At 49.6% G+C, this 23,111-nt stretch carries 19 protein-coding genes; 13 read left to right on the top strand and 6 right to left on the bottom strand.

What is annotated here, in order from left to right; genetic code table 11:
* Window positions 1-18: 18 nt before the first annotated feature.
* Both KJS63_RS03205 and KJS63_RS03200 read left to right on the top strand, forming a co-directional pair.
* Window positions 19-570, top strand: coding sequence for a copper amine oxidase (locus KJS63_RS03205; RefSeq protein ID WP_068616693.1), 552 nt, complete (start codon window positions 19-21; stop codon window positions 568-570).
* 113 nt (window positions 571-683) lie between these two features.
* Window positions 684-1,007 carry a DUF1292 domain-containing protein gene (locus KJS63_RS03200; protein WP_068616696.1) on the top strand — a complete coding sequence of 108 codons (324 nt, stop codon included), beginning with the start codon at window positions 684-686 and terminating at the stop codon, window positions 1,005-1,007.
* Between the two features lie 128 nt (window positions 1,008-1,135).
* Here the strand turns inward: KJS63_RS03200 and KJS63_RS03195 are convergent, their stop codons facing one another.
* Window positions 1,136-2,611, bottom strand: a complete 1,476-nt coding sequence (locus KJS63_RS03195) for an aminotransferase class I/II-fold pyridoxal phosphate-dependent enzyme (RefSeq protein ID WP_213617911.1) — start codon at window positions 2,609-2,611, stop codon at window positions 1,136-1,138.
* 167 nt (window positions 2,612-2,778) lie between these two features.
* Between KJS63_RS03195 and KJS63_RS03190 the strand changes: the two genes are divergently transcribed.
* Window positions 2,779-4,056 carry an MFS transporter gene (locus tag KJS63_RS03190; protein WP_213617910.1) on the top strand — a complete coding sequence of 426 codons (1,278 nt, stop codon included), beginning with the start codon at window positions 2,779-2,781 and terminating at the stop codon, window positions 4,054-4,056.
* A 155-nt stretch (window positions 4,057-4,211) separates the two neighbouring features.
* Here the strand turns inward: KJS63_RS03190 and KJS63_RS03185 are convergent, their stop codons facing one another.
* The gene (locus tag KJS63_RS03185; protein WP_213617909.1) at window positions 4,212-4,835 is read right to left on the bottom strand and encodes a DUF1054 domain-containing protein; all 624 of its coding nucleotides are present in this window, start codon (window positions 4,833-4,835) and stop codon (window positions 4,212-4,214) included.
* A gap of 274 nt (window positions 4,836-5,109) precedes the next feature.
* Between KJS63_RS03185 and KJS63_RS03180 the strand changes: the two genes are divergently transcribed.
* The 6 genes from KJS63_RS03180 to ptsP all read left to right on the top strand — a co-directional run bounded on the left by KJS63_RS03180 (window position 5,110) and on the right by ptsP (window position 11,908).
* A complete protein-coding gene (locus KJS63_RS03180; RefSeq protein ID WP_213617908.1) occupies window positions 5,110-5,706 on the top strand; it encodes a hypothetical protein in 597 nt (198 codons plus the stop codon).
* A 173-nt stretch (window positions 5,707-5,879) separates the two neighbouring features.
* Window positions 5,880-7,286, top strand: coding sequence for an NADP-dependent phosphogluconate dehydrogenase (gene gndA, locus KJS63_RS03175; RefSeq protein ID WP_068616705.1), 1,407 nt, complete (start codon window positions 5,880-5,882; stop codon window positions 7,284-7,286).
* Window positions 7,287-7,433: 147 nt separating this feature from the next.
* Window positions 7,434-7,946 carry a shikimate kinase gene (locus KJS63_RS03170; protein ID WP_280520773.1) on the top strand — a complete coding sequence of 171 codons (513 nt, stop codon included), beginning with the start codon at window positions 7,434-7,436 and terminating at the stop codon, window positions 7,944-7,946.
* Between the two features lie 78 nt (window positions 7,947-8,024).
* A complete protein-coding gene (gene aroA, locus KJS63_RS03165) occupies window positions 8,025-9,317 on the top strand; it encodes a 3-phosphoshikimate 1-carboxyvinyltransferase (RefSeq protein ID WP_213617907.1) in 1,293 nt (430 codons plus the stop codon).
* Between the two features lie 248 nt (window positions 9,318-9,565).
* Entirely contained in the window at window positions 9,566-9,997 is a 432-nt protein-coding gene (locus KJS63_RS03160; protein ID WP_213617906.1) for a CoA-binding protein, read from the top strand.
* Window positions 9,998-10,150: 153 nt separating this feature from the next.
* Window positions 10,151-11,908, top strand: coding sequence for a phosphoenolpyruvate--protein phosphotransferase (ptsP, locus tag KJS63_RS03155; protein WP_068616710.1), 1,758 nt, complete (start codon window positions 10,151-10,153; stop codon window positions 11,906-11,908).
* A 100-nt stretch (window positions 11,909-12,008) separates the two neighbouring features.
* On the opposite strand, the gene KJS63_RS03150 is transcribed toward ptsP, so the two are convergent.
* Window positions 12,009-12,548 carry a type 1 glutamine amidotransferase domain-containing protein gene (locus tag KJS63_RS03150; RefSeq protein WP_213617905.1) on the bottom strand — a complete coding sequence of 180 codons (540 nt, stop codon included), beginning with the start codon at window positions 12,546-12,548 and terminating at the stop codon, window positions 12,009-12,011.
* A gap of 143 nt (window positions 12,549-12,691) precedes the next feature.
* Between KJS63_RS03150 and KJS63_RS03145 the strand changes: the two genes are divergently transcribed.
* The 3 genes from KJS63_RS03145 (at window position 12,692) to KJS63_RS03135 (ending at window position 15,475) form a co-directional block, all read left to right on the top strand.
* Window positions 12,692-13,135 (top strand): hypothetical protein, encoded by a 444-nt coding sequence (locus tag KJS63_RS03145; RefSeq protein WP_068616713.1) that lies wholly within the window; start codon window positions 12,692-12,694, stop codon window positions 13,133-13,135.
* Window positions 13,136-13,616: 481 nt separating this feature from the next.
* On the top strand, window positions 13,617-14,636 hold the full coding sequence (gene ccpA / locus KJS63_RS03140) for a catabolite control protein A (protein ID WP_068616714.1): 1,020 nt from the start codon (window positions 13,617-13,619) through the stop codon (window positions 14,634-14,636).
* Between the two features lie 140 nt (window positions 14,637-14,776).
* Window positions 14,777-15,475, top strand: a complete 699-nt coding sequence (locus KJS63_RS03135; protein ID WP_213617904.1) for a 5'-methylthioadenosine/adenosylhomocysteine nucleosidase — start codon at window positions 14,777-14,779, stop codon at window positions 15,473-15,475.
* Between the two features lie 20 nt (window positions 15,476-15,495).
* Here KJS63_RS03135 and KJS63_RS03130 read toward each other — a convergent pair whose 3' ends face one another.
* Window positions 15,496-16,674: an acetoin utilization protein AcuC gene (locus KJS63_RS03130; RefSeq protein ID WP_213617903.1), complete on the bottom strand. Its 1,179-nt coding sequence runs from the start codon at window positions 16,672-16,674 to the stop codon at window positions 15,496-15,498.
* Between the two features lie 30 nt (window positions 16,675-16,704).
* Window positions 16,705-17,337 (bottom strand): GNAT family N-acetyltransferase, encoded by a 633-nt coding sequence (locus KJS63_RS03125; RefSeq protein ID WP_068616718.1) that lies wholly within the window; start codon window positions 17,335-17,337, stop codon window positions 16,705-16,707.
* A gap of 268 nt (window positions 17,338-17,605) precedes the next feature.
* Between KJS63_RS03125 and acsA the strand changes: the two genes are divergently transcribed.
* Complete coding sequence (gene acsA, locus KJS63_RS03120; protein WP_213617902.1) at window positions 17,606-19,333, top strand: acetate--CoA ligase; 1,728 nt, start codon at window positions 17,606-17,608, stop codon at window positions 19,331-19,333.
* A gap of 412 nt (window positions 19,334-19,745) precedes the next feature.
* Here acsA and KJS63_RS03115 read toward each other — a convergent pair whose 3' ends face one another.
* Window positions 19,746-22,832 (bottom strand): transglycosylase domain-containing protein, encoded by a 3,087-nt coding sequence (locus tag KJS63_RS03115; protein WP_213617901.1) that lies wholly within the window; start codon window positions 22,830-22,832, stop codon window positions 19,746-19,748.
* Between the last annotated feature and the right edge of the window lie 279 nt (window positions 22,833-23,111).

The following is a 23,111-nucleotide window of genomic DNA, read 5'->3' as shown; positions in this document are numbered from 1 at the left end:
AGGAGGGACAGTTAGTATATGAGATGGAAAAGAGTGGCTTCAATGGTCCTGGCTTTTTCCCTCTTGGGAGGAACTTTAATCTATGCGGATGCGGCCATCCAGAAGATCCGTCTGATTATTAACGGAAGTGATGTGTCAGACGGGGGATACATGATCGATGGCAAGGCCTATGTTCCCGTTAGAGAATTAAATGGGATCATTGATTTTGACGATGCGACCAAGCGGGTTAACTTTACACAGCCTAATGTGGACCTTTTTGTTTTTAAAGGGGACACACCTTTTGGTAAGGTGAGTGTAGGGAAACTGAAATTTAATGTGTTCTGTCAGGTGGACAGCCTGAAAGTGGATATAAGCTCGGTGAAAGTGTCTATTGTTGGCCCGGACGGCTCGGAGAAAGCGATCCAGTCCCAGGAGCTTGGCAAGGACCAAAAGGATAATTTCTGGTTTAGAACGAACGATTACACCTATGATTTCAAGAGTGCCGGCAAATATACAATTAAATTTTATATGAAGCAGGCCAAGAGCAAAGAATACGAGCTTGTCTCCGAGAAAGTGATCAATGCAATTTGATTGATAAACTGGAGGGCAGCTGCATACCCTAAATTGACCTGTCTGTTCTAAAATGATACGATACGAGGGGATACGACAGTATTTAACAAATTAACCCGAAGTGAGGTATTTCAATGAGCGATCACAAACATGACCATGATGACGCTTGCGGCTGCGGACACGATCACGACCATGATCATGAACACGAGGAGTTTGTGCTCACCTTGACAGATGAGAACGGCCAGGATGTGGAAATGGTTCTGGTTGAGACTTTTGACGTGAATGAGAAGGTTTATGCACTTCTGCTTGAACGCAACAATCCGGAAGCTGATGGGATCATTCTCCGCCTTGAGGAAGAAGACGAGAAGATGGTGCTCTACAATATTGAAGACGAAGAAGAATGGCGTCAAGTTGAAGAAGCATACAACGAACTTGTTTCCGCACAGGAAGAATCCTAAAACAAATCATGCATGCGTAAGTTAGAGCTCCCAAGTGGGAGCTTTTTTGATTTGGAGGGGAGCAGGAGGAGCTGGTGCTCTGCATAAAAAAGAGGCCGAGCTTGAATCGCCCGGCCTCATCATGTAACCTAAAATATGGGATCTGCTTCTACAATTACCTTAACTTGATGAATATACCGGTCCTCTGGTCCCTTCACCGGAAGTCCGACATCCACGTGGTCTACAATGTAGTCGATGTTCTCCTGGGAGATCACCTCACCGGGAAGCAGGATCGGGATACCCGGAGGATACACATAGATGAATTCCGCAATGATGCGGCCTGCCGATTCTTTGAAAGGAATGACTTCGGTATCCGCATAGAACGCATCGCGCGGAATGAGGGAGAGCTGCGGGATCTCCGGTGTTTTGACAACCAGCTCATTAGCGGTGTTCACGGAATAGTACTTGGCAGACAGCTCCCGAAGGGCACGGAGCAGTATATCCGCGGTATCCCGGGTGTCGCCCGGGGTAATGAAGCACAGAATGTTATACATATCGCTGAGCTCTACTTCGATGTTGTAGTGCTCTCTAAGCCAGTTCTCCGTCTCGTAGCCTGTGATTCCCAGATGCCTCACATGAACCGTAATCTTGGTCGGGTCGAAAGCATATGTGGCCTCACCGCCGAGAATTTCTTTGCCGAAGCAGTACAGCCCTTCGATCTTATTGACTTCGGTCCGGACATAATCGGCGAGCTGAAGGGTCTCTTCAATCATTTGGTGGCCGTTCAGCGCCAGGTTTCTTCGCGCGGTGTCCAGGGACGCCAGCAGGATATAAGAGGTTGAGGTGGTGGTCAGCATACTGATAATGGTCTGTACCCGCTGTGGGTTTACGTATCCGTTCTTCACATTCAGATTCAGCACCGAGCTCTGGGTCATGGAGCCTCCCAGCTTGTGAACGCTGGTCGCAGCCATATCCGCGCCAGCTTTCATAGCGGAGATCGGCAGGTCTTCGTGGAAGTGGATATGCACCCCATGTGCCTCGTCTACGAGAACAGGAACATGATAGCTGTGGGCAAGCTCTACAATCTCCTCGAGATGAGCACTGATTCCGAAATAGGTCGGATTAATGACCAGGACCGCTTTGGCGTCAGGGTGCCGTTTGAGAGCTCTTCGAACGGATGAGGTCGTCACCCCGTGGCTGATCCCGAGATTCTCGTCTTGAGCCGGAGATACGAACACAGGCTTGGCTCCGGCAAAAATAATCGCGGACATGATCGATTTGTGAATGTTGCGCGGCACAATGATTTTGTCACCAGGAGTGCATACGGACATAATCATGGTCATAATCGCACCGCTGGTTCCTTGCACGGAGAAGTAGGTGAAGTCCGCACCGAAAGCATCGGCGGCTAATTTCTGGGCTTCTTCAATTACGCCGCTGGGCTGATGCAGGTCGTCGAGCGGCGCAATATTGATGAGATCTATAGAAAATGCGTTATCGCCAATAAATTCTCTGAATTCCTCGTCAGTTCCTGCCCCTTTCTTATGACCGGGGATATGGAATTGAACAGGGTTGTTAGCCGCATGTTTCTTAAGAGCCGTAAAAAGCGGCGTACGGTGGTGATCCATTTTGAGCCGTCACAGCCTTTCTTGTGTAATATATAAACAAGGATGAGTATAGCAAATAGCGACGGGAATGCAAGCATCGTTTAAGCCGCATTGGTGTAAATTCGGGCCTGAATGGGACAAAATATAAATATAGGACAGGCTACGGATGGTAGGAGAAGGAGGAAAGCATGGAATTATTAAAGGCAAACGCAGTGTCCAAGAGATTGATTACTCCGGTTTTTGTCTGTTTATGGGTCATTATGTTTTTGGTTGAATTTGTAAAAGGCGCCCTGCTCGTTACCATACTACCCGTGTATATGGGGGATGTTCTTCATCTGACCACCTTTGCGATCGGATTATCGATCTCCATGCAGTATATTGGGGACAATCTGTTTCGCAGTCCGTCAGGCTGGCTGATTGAGAGGATTGGATTCCGGATGACGATGGCCATCGGGTTATCCTTGACCTTTGCTGCTGTGGCGGTGATTGCTTTCACGTCCAACACAGCGCTGATTGTGCTTGCCTGTGCTCTGCTTGGAATGGGGACTGCACCCCTCTGGCCCTGTATTATGATGGGTGTCTCGGCGGTTAGCGGACAGAACAACAATTTTGCGACCGCGATGGGAATTATTCAGATGTCCAGTCTGGGAGGTGCGGGTGCCGGACCGATTGTGATTAACTTTTTTGTGGATGGCGGGTCCTACAGGAAGGTGTTCTGGATTCTGCTTGGCTGCATGGCGCTGGTATTGGTGGTATCCTTGTTCCTTCCGGGCAAGAATAAAACCCAGAAGGTGGACCCGCACGTCCTGCATCCCGAGGGGGAGCGGAGTCTTACGACCGGGGGCATCCGTAATATTGGCAGCAATCTTAAGAAGACCTTTGCTGAGATCAGGAAGAACCTGAATGTGAGCTGGATGCTGTATCCGGCGCTGTTCCTGCAATCTTTTGCCGTCGGGCTCTTAACCCCGGTGATCACGCTATATGTACGCACGGTGCTTCACCTGTCTCCGGCAAGCTACAGTGCGCTTATGGTCGTCGGAGGAGGGATTACCGTAATTGGTTTGATTCCAATTGGAAAGCTGGCGGACCGGTATGGCACCAAGTGGTTCCTTCATATTGGCTTCCTGCTCGCTGCAGTATCTGTGGGGCTGTTCTCTATGAACCGTTCTATTCAAATTCTGTGGCTGCTGGTGATTCTCATCGGAATCAGCTACGCGTTTATTCTTCCCACCTGGGATACGATGATTTCGCATATGCTTCCTTCTGGCGAGAAAGGGGCCATCTGGGGGTTGTTCCTGACCATTCAGGGGTCAGGCATGGTGTTTGGGCCTATGGTGTCAGGCAAGCTATGGGATTTATTTGGCCCCGGTTCGCCGTTTATGACCAGCGCCATTGTGATGGGAATTATGTTCTTCCTTCATCTGGCGCTGTCCCGCCGTCATGCGCGGACGGCCGTTAAACCATGAGACAAGACTTAGGGTATATAAAAAGGGACACAAGTCAACAGCTTGTGTCCCTTTTTTGCTGCGGGTAGATTCTGTCATACACACCGGGTAAGTTCCGGCTATTCACCTATCCAAGAAGCAGACCGCCTATTTTAATGTAGTGTCCACGTGAATTTCTAGAACGATGCTTTGTACAATGGAAGCAGCTTCTCGAAGGTCTCCTCCACTTTAGCGGTAAGCTTGTCCCCATCCTTAAGAATTGGATCATCCCGCTCAATCCGCAAACCGCAGAGGATCTCGGATTTTTTGACCGAAGCCAGCTTTTCGGCCATCTTTTTGAAGTCCTCGGTGTTGAGATCTTGATGAAACCTGCCGCCCGGATCCATATGATCCATGGACCAGTAGAATTCGCCCGGGATGTTTTTTTTCACGGCAGACGCGTGTTTATCCAAATATTTGGCGAGAATGAGTTTATTGGGACTTTCGTAAATCACGGCGAAAATGATAAACAGATGTGAGGCGAACATCCCCACCTGGAAGTGCGGAAGAGCTTTGTAACCGCGTCTGCTGCTTCCCCAGGCGACCCAGCTGTCATTCGGCGGATTAATCGTACGGCGCGCGTGCTTCGCCACATGAGGGAATATCTCCTCACCACACAGCGCGGACAAGTACGGACTTAGATTACCTCCAAGCTCTTCCAGCTTGGGACGCAGCGTATGAATAAGCGCCTCCATTCTTGGTTCCAGTCCCGGAACCTTGAAGACGTCGAAGTCTTGATTGGTGAAGCCTGTAAACGTCATGAGTCTTGCCTCCTGGTTACATTAGAAATATGCTCACAATACGGGTGGATCCATGTGCAGCAGCTTGATTATATCAAAATCCGGGCGGCCGTGCGTCATGACCGGAGCTTTGCGGGTAAAAATAATCAAATAATCCAAGTTACCGTTACATAGGATGAAGTATAAGATAATGTAAACTGTAACCAGGACGATAGTAATTTGTTGAGTTTCATGCCCTGCAGAGTCTAATCTTTCGGAGCAGTTTTGCTTAGCAAAACTTGAAGGAGGGAGTACCATGAACAAGAGTTACGAAGTGGAGTATTGTAATCTTGAACTAAGATTTGAACGGGGGCATATCCAGCAGTTGATCCGTGACTTGATACAGGATGGATATTCTCTGTACTGGAGTGAAAGTGATTCTATCTTTATCGTATCGGTCCGTACGGGACGCAAGCTGACCAAGCTTCGGTTCCAGCGTGTGCAGATGAGTTATAAATTAGTGGGGGATTATATAATTAAAGATGCCAAGCTGGCAGAATGGCTCGAGAAGCTGATCGGTGACCTGAGGGGACACGCGGTGGTTAAGCGCTTCAAGGACCGGCAGATCCTGATCGAGAACATTCTGTTCGGGGAAGTCATCCGTCTTGTAGAGGTATCTGGTGTGGAGCAGCGCGTGCTGTATCAGAAAGGCTCCATTCCGAGTTTCGAGAAAATGTCATATATGTTCAATTCCCAGTCGGCCGAGCGGCAGATAGAAAGTCTGCAGATCGAGGTGGACGCTGAGCTTGAGCGTTTATATGAGGCGTTGAAATCCGGTGATGAGCAGGCGGCGGAGGCCAGCAAGGAGAAGCTGAAGAAGCTGCGCCGCAGTCTCATGGAGCTGGAATGGTGAGCTGCCCGGACAAATGCCTGCAATGAACAAAGCACCTCAAACTTTCGGTTTTGGGGTGCTTTGTTCGGGCTTGAAGAAGTTCCTTAACATGGAGTGGGGTTCACTTCTTTCCACAAAAACGTTAAAATGATATTATTGTCATAAAATATAGTCTGCAAAGGATGGAGAACCTGATGTCAAAACAACAGATAGGCGTCATCGGACTAGCGGTGATGGGCAAGAATTTGGCACTGAATATCGAAAGCAGAGGCTTTACGGTATCTGTATTTAACCGTTCCCCTCAGAAGACACACGAGCTTTTGGAGAATGAAGCCAAGGGCAAAAATCTTTTCGGAACCTTCTCAATCGAAGAATTCGTAGAATCCCTCGAAAAGCCGCGCAAAATTCTGATCATGGTACAAGCCGGTGCAGCTACAGATGCGACAATTGAACAGCTTGTGCCTCACCTGGATGAAGGCGACATCATTATTGACGGGGGCAACGCATTCTTCCCGGATACCCAGCGCCGCAGCAAGGAGCTTGAAGCCAAGGGCCTTCGCTTTATTGGAACAGGGGTATCAGGCGGTGAAGAAGGCGCTCTGAACGGTCCAGCGATCATGCCTGGCGGTCAAGAAAGCGCATATGAGCTGGTGAAACCGATTCTTACGGCTATTTCCGCCAAAGTGAACGGCGATCCTTGCTGTACATATATCGGTCCAGATGGTGCCGGACACTATGTGAAAATGGTTCACAACGGCATCGAGTATGGGGACATGCAGCTGATCGGGGAGGCGTATCACCTACTGAAGGATACTCTGAACCTGGATGCAAAAGAACTACATGAAATTTTCTCGGAATGGAATAAAGGGGAGCTGGACAGCTACCTGATCGAAATTACCGCGGACATCTTCTCCCAGTATGATGAAGAGACCGGTAAGCCTATGGTCGACGTGATTCTGGATGCCGCAGGCCAGAAAGGGACTGGAAAATGGACAAGCCAGAGCGCTTTGGATCTAGGCGTGCCGTTGTCCATGATTACCGAATCCGTCTTCTCCCGCTTCCTGTCTGCCATGAAGGAAGAGCGGGTTGCCGCCAGCAAAATCCTGAGCGGTCCAGAGAAATCGTTCAATGGGGACAAGCAGGAGTTCATCGAGAACGTCCGCAAAGCTTTGTTCGCAAGTAAGATCGTATCTTATGCCCAAGGCTTTGCTCAAATGCGCGCAGCATCTGACGAATATGGCTGGGATCTGAAATACGGCAACATCGCTATGATCTTCCGCGGGGGCTGTATCATCCGCTCTCAGTTCCTGCAGAACATCAAAGACGCTTATGACCGTGATCCGGCTCTGAAGAACCTGCTGCTGGATTCTTACTTCAAAGGAATTGTTGAGAATTATCAGGATGCATGGCGCAAGGTTGTCTCCACGGCCGTTGCTAACGGGGTTCCGGTGCCTGGCTTCTCCAGTGCGCTTTCCTATTATGACAGCTACCGTACAGAAAGACTGCCAGCGAATCTGCTGCAGGCGCAGCGCGACTACTTCGGCGCTCATACTTTCAAACGTGTGGACAAAGAAGGCGTGTTCCACCATCAGTGGTTCTAAGGCTTCAAAGTTCTTGGCAATAAATTCAAAGACACCCGGGATGCGGCCGAGCCGTACCGGGTGTCTTTTTGCTTGCTGGATTATGTGTTATGATATGACAAAGTTCTTTTACTCACAGCATGGAGATCTAGAGAAGTAGGTGACAGGGTGCAGGGGCATAAAGACAATATTATACTGATTGGCATGATGGGTACGGGGAAATCCACGGTAGGTGCATATCTTGCGGCTGAAACGGGTTATCAGCTTGTGGACATGGACCATGAGATCGAGCTTAAGGCTGGTCAATCCATTCCGGATATCTTTGCATCCCAAGGTGAAGCATACTTCCGGGAATTAGAGAGCTCGGTGCTCCGTGAAGTTCTTCAGAGAGAGCACGTTATCGTCGCGACGGGCGGCGGCTGTGTGCTGCGGGACGTCAACTGCAAGATCATGCTGGACAATGGCTGGGTTGTTGCCCTGAAGGCCGATGCCGCAAGTATTATCAGCAGGGTGGGGGAAGATCCTAACCGTCCGCTGCTTGCCGGAGGTGCTGCAGAGCGGATCACTCAGCTGCTCAAAGAACGCAAGCAGGCTTATGATTTTGCACACTGCACGATCGATACGGCAGGCAAAAGTGCGGCCGAAGTGGCCTCGGATATTTTAATACGTTACCGCGTCTAAGCTTTTTATTACGAAGGAAATTAGGCAGGTACGAATGATCATATTTATACTTTGCAATATTTACAAAGGAGAGTACATATGGACATAATTGTGAGACCTACCCCAAATTTAAGTGGAGAGATTCAGGCCTTGTCTTCCAAGAACTACACCACGCGTTATTTGCTGGTTGCGGCTCTGGCGGAAGGAACGAGTACGATCTATTATCCGGCTCATAGCGAGGACAGCGATGCCATGCGCCGCTGTATAGCGGATCTTGGGGCGGTAATTGAAGAAGACGATGAGAAAATTGTGATTACAGGCTTCGGTGCTAAACCAAAGGACGTGCAGCAGCTAAATGTGGGTAATGCGGGGGCGGTGCTGCGTTTTCTGATGGCGGTTACGGCACTTTGTCCGGATGTGACTTTTGTAAATACCTATCCTGATTCACTGGGCAAGCGTCCACATGATGATTTGATCGAGGCTCTTACCCAGATGGGAGTAGAGGTCGAGCACAATAACGGTCGTCTGCCGATCCGTATCCGTGGAGGCGCGGCTAAAGGCGGTAAAATAAAAGTATCCGGTGAAGTCAGTTCTCAGTATTTGAGTGCACTGCTGTTCCTCACTCCGCTGCTTGAAGAGGATAGCGAGATTGAGGTGCTCGGGGATCTTAAGTCCAAGGTGGTTGTGGGACAAACGCTGGAAGTTCTTGAACAGGCAGGCATTAAGATTGAAGTGCTGGATGATTATGTGAATTTCAGAGTTCCAGGTCGTCAACGTTATCAGGCCAAGACCTATAAAGTACAAGGCGACTATCCAGGCTCTGCGGCTATTCTGGCCGCCGCGGCTGTAACCAATTCCGATGTAACGGTCAATGGCCTTGAGGAGCACAGCAAGCAGGGAGAACGGGCTGTTGTGGACGTGCTGAGAATGATGAATGTTCCGCTTACCCATGAGAATGGGGTGGTGCACATTCAGGGGAACAGCAAGCTGACCGCTGTGGAATTTGATGGGGATGCTGCTACAGATGCTGTACTTGCGATGGTGGCCGCAGCTGTATTTGCGGAAGGGACTTCAAGATTTTACAATGTTGAGAATTTGCGTTATAAGGAATGTGACCGGATCACGGATTATCTGGCCGAACTCAAGAAGGCCGGAGCCAATGTAGAGGAGCGGCAGGCGGAAATTATTGTGCACGGGCGACCTGAAGGGGTAGAAGGCGGAGTGGAAATCAACGCCCACTACGACCACCGGGTGATCATGGCTCTTACCATTGTCGGCCTCCGTGCCAAACAGCCGGTTACGATTAAGGATGCCCATCATGTGGCTAAGTCGTATCCGCAGTTCTTCGACCATATGTCCGCGCTTGGCGCGTCTGTAGAATGGGTTAAATAATAGTTATATCTAGATAAAATTAACTTGAAAAATAACCGCTCTCAGCGGAGAGGCCGAGTGATTCTGAAGAAGCGGAGCGTCCGCCTTTGTCTCCGAAATGCCCCTACTTGGAGATCTAGTTCAAGCATTTCGGGGACAACAGCGGCCTTAAAGAACACTCGGCATCGCAGCGCCCGATAAGGGTAACCTTCATAAGTTCATTTTATCTAAATCTATATATTCTGTATATTGAAAGGTGGCTGCCTACTATGGCATTTGAGAACCCAAGCCGTCAAGAAATCAAGCAGATTCTGGAATCAGCTGGCAATATCGCGATTGTTGGATTGTCGGATAAAACCGATCGTACCTCTTATATGATCGGTCAGGCGCTGCAGCTTCGAGGCTACCGGATTATTCCGGTGAATCCAACGGTTACCGAGGACATTCTCGGGGAGAAGACCTATGCCTCCTTGAAGGATATTCCTGAGCCGGTGGACATTGTTAATGTATTTCGCCGCAGCGAATACACGCCGGAAGTGGCTAAGGAAGCGGTGGAGATCGGAGCGAAGGTGCTGTGGCTGCAGCTTGGCGTCTACAGTGAGGAAGCATACCAGACGGCTTCGGATCACGGTCTGACGGTGATCATGGACCGCTGCATCAAGGTGGAGGATGCGATTACCTCTCCTGTGCGTGGCCGCTGAGATCTGCCGTTTAACCGGTGCAAGGCGGGTGTCCTTAGGGATGCCCGCTTTAATTTTTGTTTTTTTTCTTTGACAAATGTTCGGGCGGGTGTATACCATATTCATAAAGAGAGAGGATATCCTATGAGAAATAGGAATTTGGAGGGGGCTCATATGATACAAGGCATCGGTGCTTCGACGGGGGTAGCCATCGGGAGGGCATTTGTGCTGCCATCCTGGGAATGGGATGTACCTGACCGGAGAATGGATAACATCGATCTGACGAAGGAATTTGATCGCTTATATGAAGGAATCAGGACCTCCAAACATGAGATAGAAGAAATCAAGAACGAAATTAAGGAAACAGTTGGCTCAGAGGAGTCAGGCATATTTGACGCCCATCTCGCAATTTTGGAAGATCCCGTATTTATGAGTGAAATCCAAGGGATCATTGAGCGTCAATACAAGGCGGCGGAGGTTGCGGTAAAGGAAGCGATTGATCATTTCGTCACCATGTTCGACCTGCTGGATGACGAATACATGAAAGAGCGTGCTCTTGATATCAAAGACGTTGGCAACCGGCTGCTTAAGCACCTGCTTGGCACGCCGGATATCACCCTGCCAGCCGATACCCAGCCTTACATTTTGGTTGCCAAGGAGCTTTCGCCTTCACAGCTTGTTCATCTGAACCCGAACAATGTTCTGGGCATGGTTACCATGCTTGGCGGGAAAACCTCCCACTCCGCTATCATGGCCAGAGCGCTGGGAATTCCGCTGGTCTCCGGGCTTGAGAATAAGCTGACGCTTCCCATCCAGACAGGCGATATGCTTATCGTTGACGGAGATGACGGAAGTCTCTTCATCGAACCCGATGAAGAACTGATCACACGTTATACCCGGATTTCGGAACAGCTCCGTAAACGTAAGGAACAGCTTCAGCTGTTGGCCTCGGAGGATGCCGTCACTCTGGATGGAACAAGGCTTCGGCTGGCAGGCAATATCAGCTCTCTCAAGGACTGTGAGCTTGCTCTTAAGTATGGGGCCGAAGGGGTGGGCCTCTTCAGAACGGAATTCTTATATATGAACCGCAGCACGTTTCCTACGGAGGATGAGCAATTCGAGGTCTACCGTCAGGTTGCGGAGAAGGCCGGCGGTCATCCAGTCGTTATCCGCACCCTGGATATCGGGGGAGACAAAGAGCTTGAATATTTCTCCATCGCGGAGGAAGAAAACCCCGTTCTTGGATACCGTGGAATCCGGATCAGCCTGGACAGTTCGGAAGTCTTCAAAACTCAGCTTGCCGCAGTGCTCCGGGCTAGCGCTTATGGCAGCATGAAGATCATGTTCCCGATGATCTCTTCGGTTGAGGAAGTGATCGAAGCGAAGCGCATCCTGCGTGAGACGATGGCTGAGCTTGATAAGCGGGGAGTGGAATATGACCCCGATGTTCCTGTAGGTATTATGATCGAGGTTCCAGCAGCTGCGGCTATAGCCGATCTGCTGGCTGAAGAAGTTGATTTCTTCAGTATTGGAACCAACGATCTTGTACAATACGTCCTTGCAGTGGACCGGATGAACGAACAGATCGCCCATATGTATCATCCGTATCATCCCGCTGTGCTTCGCATGATACGCAACACGGTTACCGCCGCTCATGCCGCAGGAATTACTGTAAGCGTGTGTGGAGAGATGGCCGGGGATGAGAGGTTCGTTCCGCTTTGGCTGCATCTCGGAATTCATGATTTAAGTATGTCACCGCTGTCCCTGCTTAGGGTAAAGCACCGGATATTAGGCTGTAAGGCCTCTCAAGAGAAAGCGGTCGGTGAAGCCTGCTACAAGCTGCGGACAAGCGAAGAAATTGAGAGCCTTCTGATGGCTGAAGCCAGCCGGGGTGGCCAGCAGACAGAACGGCATAATTGTAGTCTTCATTAGCATTATTGGATGCCTTACCAAATAATAACCGCCAGGAGCATTAAGCCCACTGGCGGTTATTCGCATGTAACTATAGCTGAATGTGCTATTCAAGCTTTAATTATTTCTGAGCTGCTCCGCTGGCAGCAAGCGCATCACAGAAGGCTTTGCCGTATGGGGGAAGATCCGGCGGCCTGCGGGCTGAGATGATATGCCCATCTGTAACCACAGCCTCGTCCTTCCAGATCGAGCCGGCGTTCTCCATGTCGTCGCGGATTCCTGGAGTGGAGGTGACCGTGACGCCCTTTAGAATACCAGCGGAGATCAGAACCCACCCTGCATGGCAGATCTGCCCAATGGGCTTTCGGGCCTCATGCATTTCGCGGACAAGCTGAAGCACCTTCGGATACCTGCGGAGCTTGTCCGGCGCCCAGCCGCCAGGAACTAGTATGCCATCATAATTCTGGCTCTCCACCTCTTCGTAGCTGAATTCAGCTTCAGCGGGAACGCCATATTTTCCGATGTATTTTTTGCCTTTCTCGGCCCCAACGAGATGGACTTCAGCCCCTTCCTCACGAACGCGATAGACCGGATACCAAAGCTCCAGATCCTCAAATTCCTCGTCCACCAGAGCGATAACTCTTTTTCCAGTTAGTCTCAAATCTTACTCCTCCTGTCGTATTTGAGTATTGACGAAATATTATTTCAATTATTTAATTGTATCAAAACCTAAAACTTTTTACACATCTGATACGTTATTTGTATAAGGCATACTTAGAAACACAATATAGATGAGGTGATGATGTGCGCAAGTCGTGTGATTGCGGACAAGAAATGAGCCTGGATTTCAGAAAGGTCATTTTTGAGGGGCGAATTGAAATTGAGAATGTACCCATACTGCAGTGTGAGTCATGCACATGTGGGTCTTATGAGGTTTTACCCGAGGTAAAGCCGCATTTACTGTCTCTAATTGGGGAGTGGAGACAGCTTGAGGGGAGCAGGGTGATCCATTTCAATGAGATAAATGAGATCGCAAGCCTGCTTTATGATACGCTTTATACGGAACCGGATTCGGAACCGATTGAACATGTACTTGAGAGGAAGAAGGAAGACCGTATTAATCTTCTGCTCGATATTTATGGATATGCCAAGGACAAAGACGACAGTTTGTGGATGAAGGATATCTCGGAGCGCTTATCCCAGTTAACATTGTTTCATACAAATCGACAAGTTTCGAGAATAAAATAACTTTTTTCTCCAAAATCAGCAGTTTTTCCACGATAATTGGATTTTTTTCGCGTTTTTTGCTAAAATACATACAGCATGAGGAACGGAAATGGAATTCAAGTACGTGAGGAGCTGAATATCTGATGACTGCCTTGACGAGAATAAGAAGTGATCAGGGTTATGTTCACGAAGGTGAGCTCAATCAGCTGCCTGAGCTGCTGATAATCAGAGAGGGTAAGACAGTCCGGCATACCTCCCATTCCAGTATAACCTCAAGATCTTTGTACGAAATTCCGGCGTAGAAATGGTGTTATCATTGCACAAAGATGTGATTTATCGTATCATAAATTTAATTCATATTATAATGTAAGCTAAAGTCAACAGCCCAAATTTACTATTTTGACCGAACCTATGAAGTACCGCTGCTGATTTTTAGTTCGTTCGGATACAACAGCATCTACGCGATCAGGATGAAAAATTTATTGGCAATGGAGAGAAGAATGTGACGGTTACCATTTACGATGTGGCACGTGAAGCTGGCGTCTCAATGGCCACGGTTTCCAGGGTTGTAAACAACAATCCGAACGTGAAGCCGCAGACGCGCAAGAAAGTTTATGAAGCAATTGAGCGATTGGGATATCGCCCTAATGCTGTAGCCAGGGGTCTTGCGAGCAAGAAGACAACAACGGTTGGAGTTGTCATTCCTGATATTTCCAATTCCATATTTGCGGAAATTGCCCGAGGTATTGAGGACATTGCAAATATGTACCATTATAATATTATTTTGTGTAACGCCGATAAGAAGAAGGAGAAGGAGATTCGTGTTATTAACACCTTGCTTGAGAAGCAGGTGGACGGTCTTCTGTTCATGGGCGGAACCGTAACGGAGGAACATATACAAGCCTTCCAGACTTCTTCTGTACCGATTGTGCTCTGTGCGACCAGTGATGAGAATGGGGTTATTCCATCGGTGGATATTGATCACGAAGCGGCCGCATTCGATGCGGTGAATACGCTGATTCGCCATGGTCACCGTGAAATCGCCATGATTAGCGGAACACTTCAGGACCCGGCTAACGGTTATGCCCGTTTCCAGGGATATAAGAAAGCGCTTGAGGCAGCAGGAATTCCTTATCAGGAGGACCTCGTAAGAATCGGGAACTACCGCTATGAGTCCGGCGTTGAAGCTATGAAGTACTTCCTCGGATTGAAGAAGAAGCCGACGGCTGTGTTTGCGGCTACGGATGAAATGGCGATTGGCGCCATACATAGCATTCAGGACGAGGGTCTTAAAGTTCCGGATGACTTCTCTGTCATCAGTGTCGACAATGTTCGCATGGCTTCCATGGTGCGCCCGCAGCTTACGACTGTGGCTCAACCGATGTACGATCTTGGGGCCGTTGCCATGCGTTTGCTGACCAAATTGATGAAGAAGGAGAATGTGGAGAACCCGCGGGTTATTCTTCCGCATGAGACGATTCTTCGTCTGTCTGTGAATCATTTGGAGAACAACAATTCATAAATTAGATATAAAAGTGAATTGGGCTTTTTTGACAGGCGGTGCAGGTCAACTGTTCAATTCATAATATTATGACAATATGAAAAAGGTTAGAACAAAAAAGCTCCCAATGCAGGAGCTTTTTTTTCGGAAGGAGTATACGGATGACGGTATTAGGATTGCTTGGCGCCATGGATGAAGAGATTGCGCTTCTGCTTGCGGATATGCAGGATAAAGAGACGGTTACAGCCAGCGGGATTAGCTTTACAAAGGGAAGCTTGCTCGGCAAGCAGGTTGTGGTATGCAGATCAGGGGTAGGTAAGGTTAATGCGGCGGTCACCACCCAAGTTCTGATCGACCGTTTTGGAGTGAATGCGATCTTATTCACGGGTGTTGCCGGAGCAGCGCATCCTGATCTAAATATCGGGGATATTGTGATCTCCTCGTCCTGCCAGCAGCACGATATGGACGTTACTGCGCTTGGATTCGCAAAGGGTGTTATTCCTTACCAGTCCGTATCGGATTTCCCTGCGGATGATCGGCTGATCAAGCTGGCTGAAGAGGCTTGCGGGAGAATCTGTAAGGAACATAAGTATGTGGTGGGCAAGGTGCTCTCCGGTGATCAGTTCATCGCGGATCATGCTGTGGTGCGGTCATTATACGAAGATTTGAACGGGGTATGTGTGGAAATGGAAGGTTCGGCCGTAGCCCAGGTAAGCCATATGAACGGAATCCCATATGTGGTTCTGCGTTCGATGTCTGATAAGGCGGACGGGACGGCAAATGTTAACTTTGCGGAGTTTACCGTTGAAGCGTCCCGCCGCTCCTATGAAATCCTAAGCGATATCGTAGGTCATATGTGACCCTGAATTTCAGACTTGAATCAAGGTATATCTTGAAGGGCAACCGCGAGCGTATCGCGGTTTTTTGCCGTGATCTCCGCCCTCCGGGGGATCATCTCCCAGCGGCTGAGATCATCCAGCCATGAAGCGGGGAGGGGGACGGGAGCGTGCGGCTGCCACCGCTCAATCCATTTGGGCGGCAGAGGGGTTAGGGGGTCGGTGTTAAGTTTAGCCTTAAGAGGATGGTCGCACATTTCCAGCCAGAGCAGGCTCCAGGCTCTTGGGACGACCTTCCAGATATCATAACCGCCTCCACCTACAGCCACCCATCTCCCTTCGCAGTATTGGTGTGCAAGATCATGGATGATGGCTGGCATCTTGTGATAAATCGCCATACTGCAGTTCATATGAGCCAGCGGGTCGAGGGCGTGGGCGTCACAGCCATGCTGGCTGATGATAAGATCCGGTTTGAAATGGGCCGTGAGGCGGTGAATAGATTCGGTGAAGCACTCCATCCATGAATCATCCTCTGTATATGGCTGCAGAGGCAGGTTGACCGAGCAGCCATAACCTAAATGCTCGCCACGCTCATGTACGAAGCCTGTTCCTGGAAACAGATATTTGCCTGTTTCATGAATGGAATAGGTGCACACCTCAGAATCCGAATAAAAGCTCCACTGCACACCGTCCCCATGGTGTACATCCGTGTCAATATAAAGCACCCGGGCCTTGTACTTATCCCGGACGTGTGCAATCGCGACAGCGGCATCATTGTAGACACAGAACCCGGCTGCCTTGGCGACGAGAGCATGGTGAAGCCCGCCCCCTAAATGCAGGGCGTGTGTAGCCGCGCCCGACATGACGGCTTCCGCCGCTGTTAGGGTACCTCCGGCAATATAGGATGAGGCCTCATGCATCCCCGTAAAATATGGTGTTTCTTCATCCAGCAGCCCGTACTGCTCGGCCTTGGACAGCCAGTCCTCCGTGGGGATAGGCACACTTAAGGCTTGAACTGCTTTTACGTATTCCACGCTGTGTACACGGAGCAGCTCATGTTCTTGAGCCTCACGGGATGATAGCTTCAATTCCTCCGGTAGAGCGCCGGTCTCTGACAGTAGATCAATGGCCAGCTGCAGACGAATCGGATGGAAAGGGTGGCTCTCATGGAAATGATAACTCAAATCTTTGGCGTGATGCACGAACACTGCGCTTCCAGACATTTCGGAGCAGTCCCCCTTTCTTATTCCGGATTAATACATAAACCGCTGCCTGAAGCGGATTTGATCAAATTGCTCTTTGGATTCAATGGGAACGTTCCTGCCAATCCGCACCATCAGGCAGTTGGCCGGATGGGAGCATATCTCGGGATCATCCGTCGCATACCAAACCATATCAACGGTCTGCATGAGACGTTCCATCATTTTCCGGTATTCCCATACATCAAGTCCGCTGCTCTTGAGATCCCAGTGCCAGTAATATTCAGTAGTAAAAACGATATAATTCTCCATCTGCTTATCTTCAAATGCGGTTTTGATCATCGAGCTGCCGAGTCCAAGCGAGCGGTAGTCATTGGCCACCTCGATGGCTCCGAGCTCAATCAGGTCCTCCATGCCCCCTTCAGACCACCGTTCCATCTCATCGGGATAATGGAAGGTGACATAACCTACAATCAAATCCCCTTCCCGCGCAATAATCATGCGCCCCTCTGGAAGACCGGCGATTTCTATCAGGGCCTGATGCTGATCTTCAGGTTTGCGAAATGCGTCGAGTTCCGGGTGCATTCGGAGACGACGGAGTTCGTCAGGGGATACAGGTCCTTCCACCGTAATTTGTTTTGGTGGGCGGGACAGGATATGGGCGTGGTACATTTTAGGATGTTCCATCGTCGGTCTCCTTTCCTCTTTCCTCTCACTTATAGCAGAAAAACAGGTAATTGAAAAGTGTAGCCGCTTTCTTGAGCGTATGATATAATATCTTTTGACATAAATTCTTCACAAATTCTTTCTTGACATCATGCGTGACAAAATGACCGCGCCGGCTCTTTTTCGACAAAATTCTTGTAAGCGCTGTCTATGATCCGACTTGTTACTGTTTTCATGAATTCAAACTTACAATTATCCGATTATGAGAGAGGATTAGGAGGATGAAACGATGAATCAACTGCAAGGAGAAGTCATTTCTGCGGTGGCACCCTCATCAAATTTGGGGGACTATGAAACAACGTATGACAGTTTTGAGTGGGAGAATGTGGAGAAAGATTTCTCCTGGTATGAGACAGGTAAGCTGAACATGGCTTATGAGGCGATTGACCGCCATGTGGATGCGGGCCGGGGAGGGAAAACAGCCCTTTTGTACAGTGATGCGGCCAGAAATGAATCCTACACCTTTGAGCAGTTGTCCACACTGTCTAACCAATTTGCAAATGTGCTGCGTGGTCTGGGGATTACCAAGGGAGATCGGGTGTTTGTATTTATGCCTAGAACCCCTGAACTCTATGTAAGTATACTTGGCACCATTAAGGTTGGTGCAATTGTAGGGCCGTTGTTTGAAGCCTTCATGGAGACAGCAGTTAAAGACCGCCTGGAAGACAGCGGTGCGGTTGCGATCGTGACAACGACTTCACTCCTTCACCGTATTAAACGGGACGAACTGCCTGAGCTTAAGCATGTTATTGTTCTTGGTGATGATGTGGAAGGAGCGGGAAATGGTCTTATTGACTACAAGTCCGCGATGTCCGAAGCTTCGCCTGATGCCGAAATCGAGTGGGTGGACCGTGAGGACGGCCTTATTCTTCATTATACGTCCGGTTCCACCGGCAAACCTAAAGGCGTCTATCACGTGCACAATGCCATGATTCAGCATTATTACACCGGTAAGGTTGTCCTTGATTTGCAGGAGGGGGATATTTACTGGTGTACAGCCGATCCAGGCTGGGTTACCGGTACTTCGTACGGAATTTTCGCCCCTTGGCTGAACGGGGCAACCAACGTTATCCGCGGAGGGCGGTTCAGTCCTGCCGACTGGTATGATACGATTCAGAAGAATAAGGTTACGGTCTGGTACAGTGCCCCAACGGCATTCCGGATGCTGATGGGAGCGGGAGAGGACGTTATTTCACAGTATGACCTGTCCAGCCTGCGTCATGTCCTGTCTGTTGGGGAGCCGTTGAACCCAGAAGTGGTACGGTGGGGACTCAAGGTGTACGGTAAGCGAATTCACGACACTTGGTGGATGACGGAGACCGGGGGGCAGTTGATCTGCAACTATCCTTCTATGCCGATGAAACCTGGCTCCATGGGACGTCCACTGCCAGGCATTGAAGCGGCGATCATTGATGACAACGGGAATGTGCTGCCGCCGTACCGGATGGGGAATTTGGCGATCAAGACGCCTTGGCCGTCGATGATGCGCAAAATTTGGAACAATCCAGCCAAGTATGAGGAGTATTTCCGTATTCAGGGCTGGTACATTTCCGGTGACTCCGCTTATGTGGACGAGGATGGTTACTTCTGGTTCCAGGGCCGCATCGATGATGTCATTAACTCGTCTGGTGAACGCATTGGACCGTTCGAGGTCGAGAGCAAGCTTGTAGAGCACCCGGCAGTTGCAGAAGCGGGTGTTATTGGCAAGCCTGACCCGACCCGTGGGGAGATCATCAAGGCCTTCATTTCGCTGCGTGAGGGCTTTGAGCCATCCGATGAGTTGAAAGCGGATATCTCCCGCTTTGTCAAAGAGGGATTGTCAGCGCATGCGGCCCCACGTGAGATCGAATTCAAGGATAAGCTTCCGAAGACACGCTCCGGTAAGATTATGCGCCGTGTGCTCAAAGCCTGGGAGCTTCAGCTGCCAGTGGGCGATTTGTCGACGATTGAGGACTAATATATTTCTGACAACTTATAAAAAAGCGAGCAGAGCGCCAGTCCAAAGGGTTATCCTTGGCTGGCGCTCTGTTATTTATGGTCTACCACATGCTTCTTAGAAGATTATGGGCAAGCAAAAGCCGCTTCATTTACTCTTAGTTGTTTGTGGCAGATTGTGCAAGAGGCCCGCGGGAGAGATGAACGATCTGACAAGTGTTAGCTACGCCTTTGATCTTGGATTTTATCGATCGAAAATGATTCAAGAAATCCAAAACAAACAGCGGTGGGAGTAACGTTCGTTCTCGCAGCCTTTCAAACACTAACCGAACTCCTAAACAAAATAAGGGACCGTCTTTTGGGACGGCCCCTTTTGCGATTGTATATTTAAGCGGCCTTTGGGATCTGGCCGCTGGTTGCAACCTGGGTACGACTTACTGCTTTTGGATATGCATAGCTGCAGTTGGAGTCGATTCGCCAGACTTGTTTACTGCGGTTACACGGATATAACCGTCAATCGGCGAAGCTGTGTATTCGTACGCATTCGACTGCACGGTTCCGACCAAGGAGTAAACCCCATTCTCCTTGTCAGCGTAATAGACGTTGTAGCCGGTAACGCCTTCAGCTTTCGGATTGGCTGCCCAAGTAATTTTGACACCATTGCTTGCCGATTCACCATGCAGGCGCTGGGGAGCAGATGGGGTGGTAGTTACGCCGCTCTTGATTGTTCCGCCCGAACCTTCTTGCGTTGTGCTGCTGCCGGACTGTTCAGACCCTGGAACGTTAAGCGGTTTGCCTCCGCCTTCAGAGGTGGCGACAGCACTTGGCTGCGACTCATGTCCGCCAACATCCACAGCAGTTACATAATAAGCGTAATTATGACCCGAAGAGGTCCCGTCGCTGAAGCTTGCTTCAGAGCCAGTTAATACAGAACTGCTGTATTTGAAGGCACTGCCGTCAACAGAGCGGTACAGCCGGTAACCGGCAACATCTTTCTCCCCGCTGAGACTAAACGTGATCGTATTATGTCCTGCCCCAGCAATAGATCTGACATTAGACGGTGCAGATGGAGCCTTTCCGTCATCCACACGCGGATCGAGCTTATATGGAGCATCCTCTGATGCATCCTTAGGCATGTAGAAGTCAAGTGATCTATGGCCGCCTCTCATTCTGGAGAAGGCTTTTTGCAGATCCTCGATCAGTTCTTTAATAGGTTTGTCGCGCCGGACCACAACCTTTTGCTGCACCATATCGTCCGGTGTCCCATCGTGAGGGATATAATTTACCCCGTTATAGGTTATATACTTGGCTCTGATCAGCACGTTATCCGACTTCGTAGGGACGTATTTGGCATTAAAAATATCCGTAACCATCTTGCCGGCCTGGCGTGTCAGCGCCGTTGGTAGAAGTCCGCTGTAACCCGATACGGTCTTGGTCACAATTCCATCTGGTTTCTCGAACTTGGCTGTCTTGAACAGCTCCGGCTTGCTTTCGGTTACTTCGTTCATGACAAGCGCCCAGATCGATTTGGCTCTGGCCTTGGCCTGCTTGGTCACGAGTGTGTTCTTCTGTTCCTTGTAACCTACCCAGACGCCCAGGGTGACATCTGGCGAATAGCCCATAAACCAGACATCCCCATAGTCCTGAGTTGTGCCCGTTTTTCCTACAACCGGAATGGTGCCGTATTTCTTAAACTCACGGGTGATGGAATGTCCAGTTGATCCGGCTTGGGAGATAACTGTCCGGAGCATGTCCGTCATCAGATAAGCGGTCTGTTTGGAAAACACCTGCTGAGGCTTGCTTTCATGCTGGTAAACGACGTGACCGGTGGAGTCTGTAATTTTCTCGATCATATACGACTCGTTGTACACGCCCTGATCCGCAATAGCGCCATAGGCGTTGGCCAGTTGTTCCACGGTTACACCATACTTAAGACCACCTAAAACCCCGGTTTGTGCTTGGTAATCCTGATCCTGTATCGTCGTAATACCCAGTCTTTTGACGAAGGCCCATGCATCGTTAATGCCGACGACGTTATTGAACAGCTTCAGAGCCGGGATGTTGCGTGATTCATTCAGCGCGGTTCGGGCTGTAACCAATCCCTTGTAGCCCCCGCTTGAGTTCACTGGAATATGGTAGCCCTTCCGTCCATCCTTAAAGATGACGGGTGAGTCGTCAATGACGCTTGCTGGCTGGATAAGGCCTTTATCGAGAGCAGGCAGGAAGGCTGCAATCGGCTTCATGGTTGAGCCGGGCTGTCTCACCATCTGAGTTGCGTAATTCATTTGCTCGGTGTAGAAATCCCTTCCTTCGATCATCCCCAGAATCCCGCCTGTCCTGTGGTCGATCATAATACCAGCCACCTGTTCAAGACCCTTGGTTTTGCTGTAAGGGGAGAAGTTGCTGCTGTTCTCTGCCACCTTATGCATCGCCGTGTATACTTTTTTGTCAATTGTAGTATAAATGCGGTAACCGCCGGTCATCAGCTGCTGGCGGGCTTCTTCGAGCACCTGGCTTGGAATTTTGTTTTTGTCCAGCTTGGGATTCTTGAGCAGAGCAAGAACCTGTGCGCCCTGGCGTTCGGTTTCAAGCATCAGATAAGGATAAGTAGCATAGGCTTTTTGTGTCTTGGGTACGAGAGCTTTCTTGATGTCAAATGCGAGTGCCTCATCATACTGGACCTTCGTTATCTTGTTCTCCTCCAGCATGCGCTGCAGAACAAGATGCTGACGTTTGATGGCACGATTGAAGTTGGACTTATTAAATTCTCCCTTGCCGTTAAAGGCAGAATAAGAGGAAGGGAGCTGGGGCAGACCGGCCAGATAAGCCGCCTGGGCAATGTTAAGCTTCTTCAGGTCCGCAATTCCAAATATCCCCCGGGAAGCGGCCTGGATTCCGAATACATTGTATCCGTTAGAACCATTGCCGAAAGGAACCTTGTTGAGGTAAGCGGTTAATATTTCTTTCTTGGTCAAAAACCGCTCTAGGCGAAGGGCGAGCAGCATCTCCTTTACCTTGCGGTTATCCGTACGGTCAAGACTCAGGAATACACGGCGGGCCAGCTGCTGGGTCAGCGTACTGCCCCCGGTCTGACTGCTTTCTCTGAGCAGCCGCTCCTTGACCGCGCGCAGGGTTCCCTTCAAATCTACCCCGTTATGATTCCAAAAGTTGTTGTCTTCTACGGATATAACCGCGTCGATGACAATCTGGGGAATTTCCTCGTAAGTTACCGGCCTTCGGTCTTCTTCCGAACGAAGCTGCCCAATCGGATATCCGTCACGGAAGTAAGCGAAGCTGGTAATATTGTTAGTGCTTATTTTCTGCTCAATACTCGCCCGGGTCCGGACGGGATCATCAATCACGTTCGCGGATACGAAGCCAAAGATGGCTCCTCCAACGAACAGAATCCCTGTAAAGCCAACAAAAAACAGCCATAGGAAAACCTTCAAAGTGGTTTTTCCCCAATGCCTTGCAGGCGCTGCTGTTTGTTCTTCGGGATCCTTTCCGTGCACTTCTACCATTGGGTATCCTCCTTTTTAACAGCAACATTATAGCATAAATACAAGGGTTTGAATTCATTTTTCCCATAATCCCCCATGGGGCATGGCGGGCTTATTGAGACGAGGTCGTGATTCCCAAAAAATATATTATGTTATAAGATATACCGCAAAATACAATTGGATATAGATCAGGGTATGGGAATATCTAGTAGAAATCCGTCCCTTTCCTCCGAACTATGGGGAGGGGGCAGGGAGTGCGCGTTTTGAAGAAGCCTGCAGGCCTCCGGATTTTGTTAGGGC

The sequence above is a fragment of the Paenibacillus sp. J22TS3 genome (assembly GCF_018403205.1).
GTDB lineage: Bacteria > Bacillota > Bacilli > Paenibacillales > Paenibacillaceae > Fontibacillus > Fontibacillus tuaregi.
The sequence above is the reverse complement of the archived record's forward strand: the minus strand, read 5'-3'. Positions and strand labels throughout refer to the sequence as shown.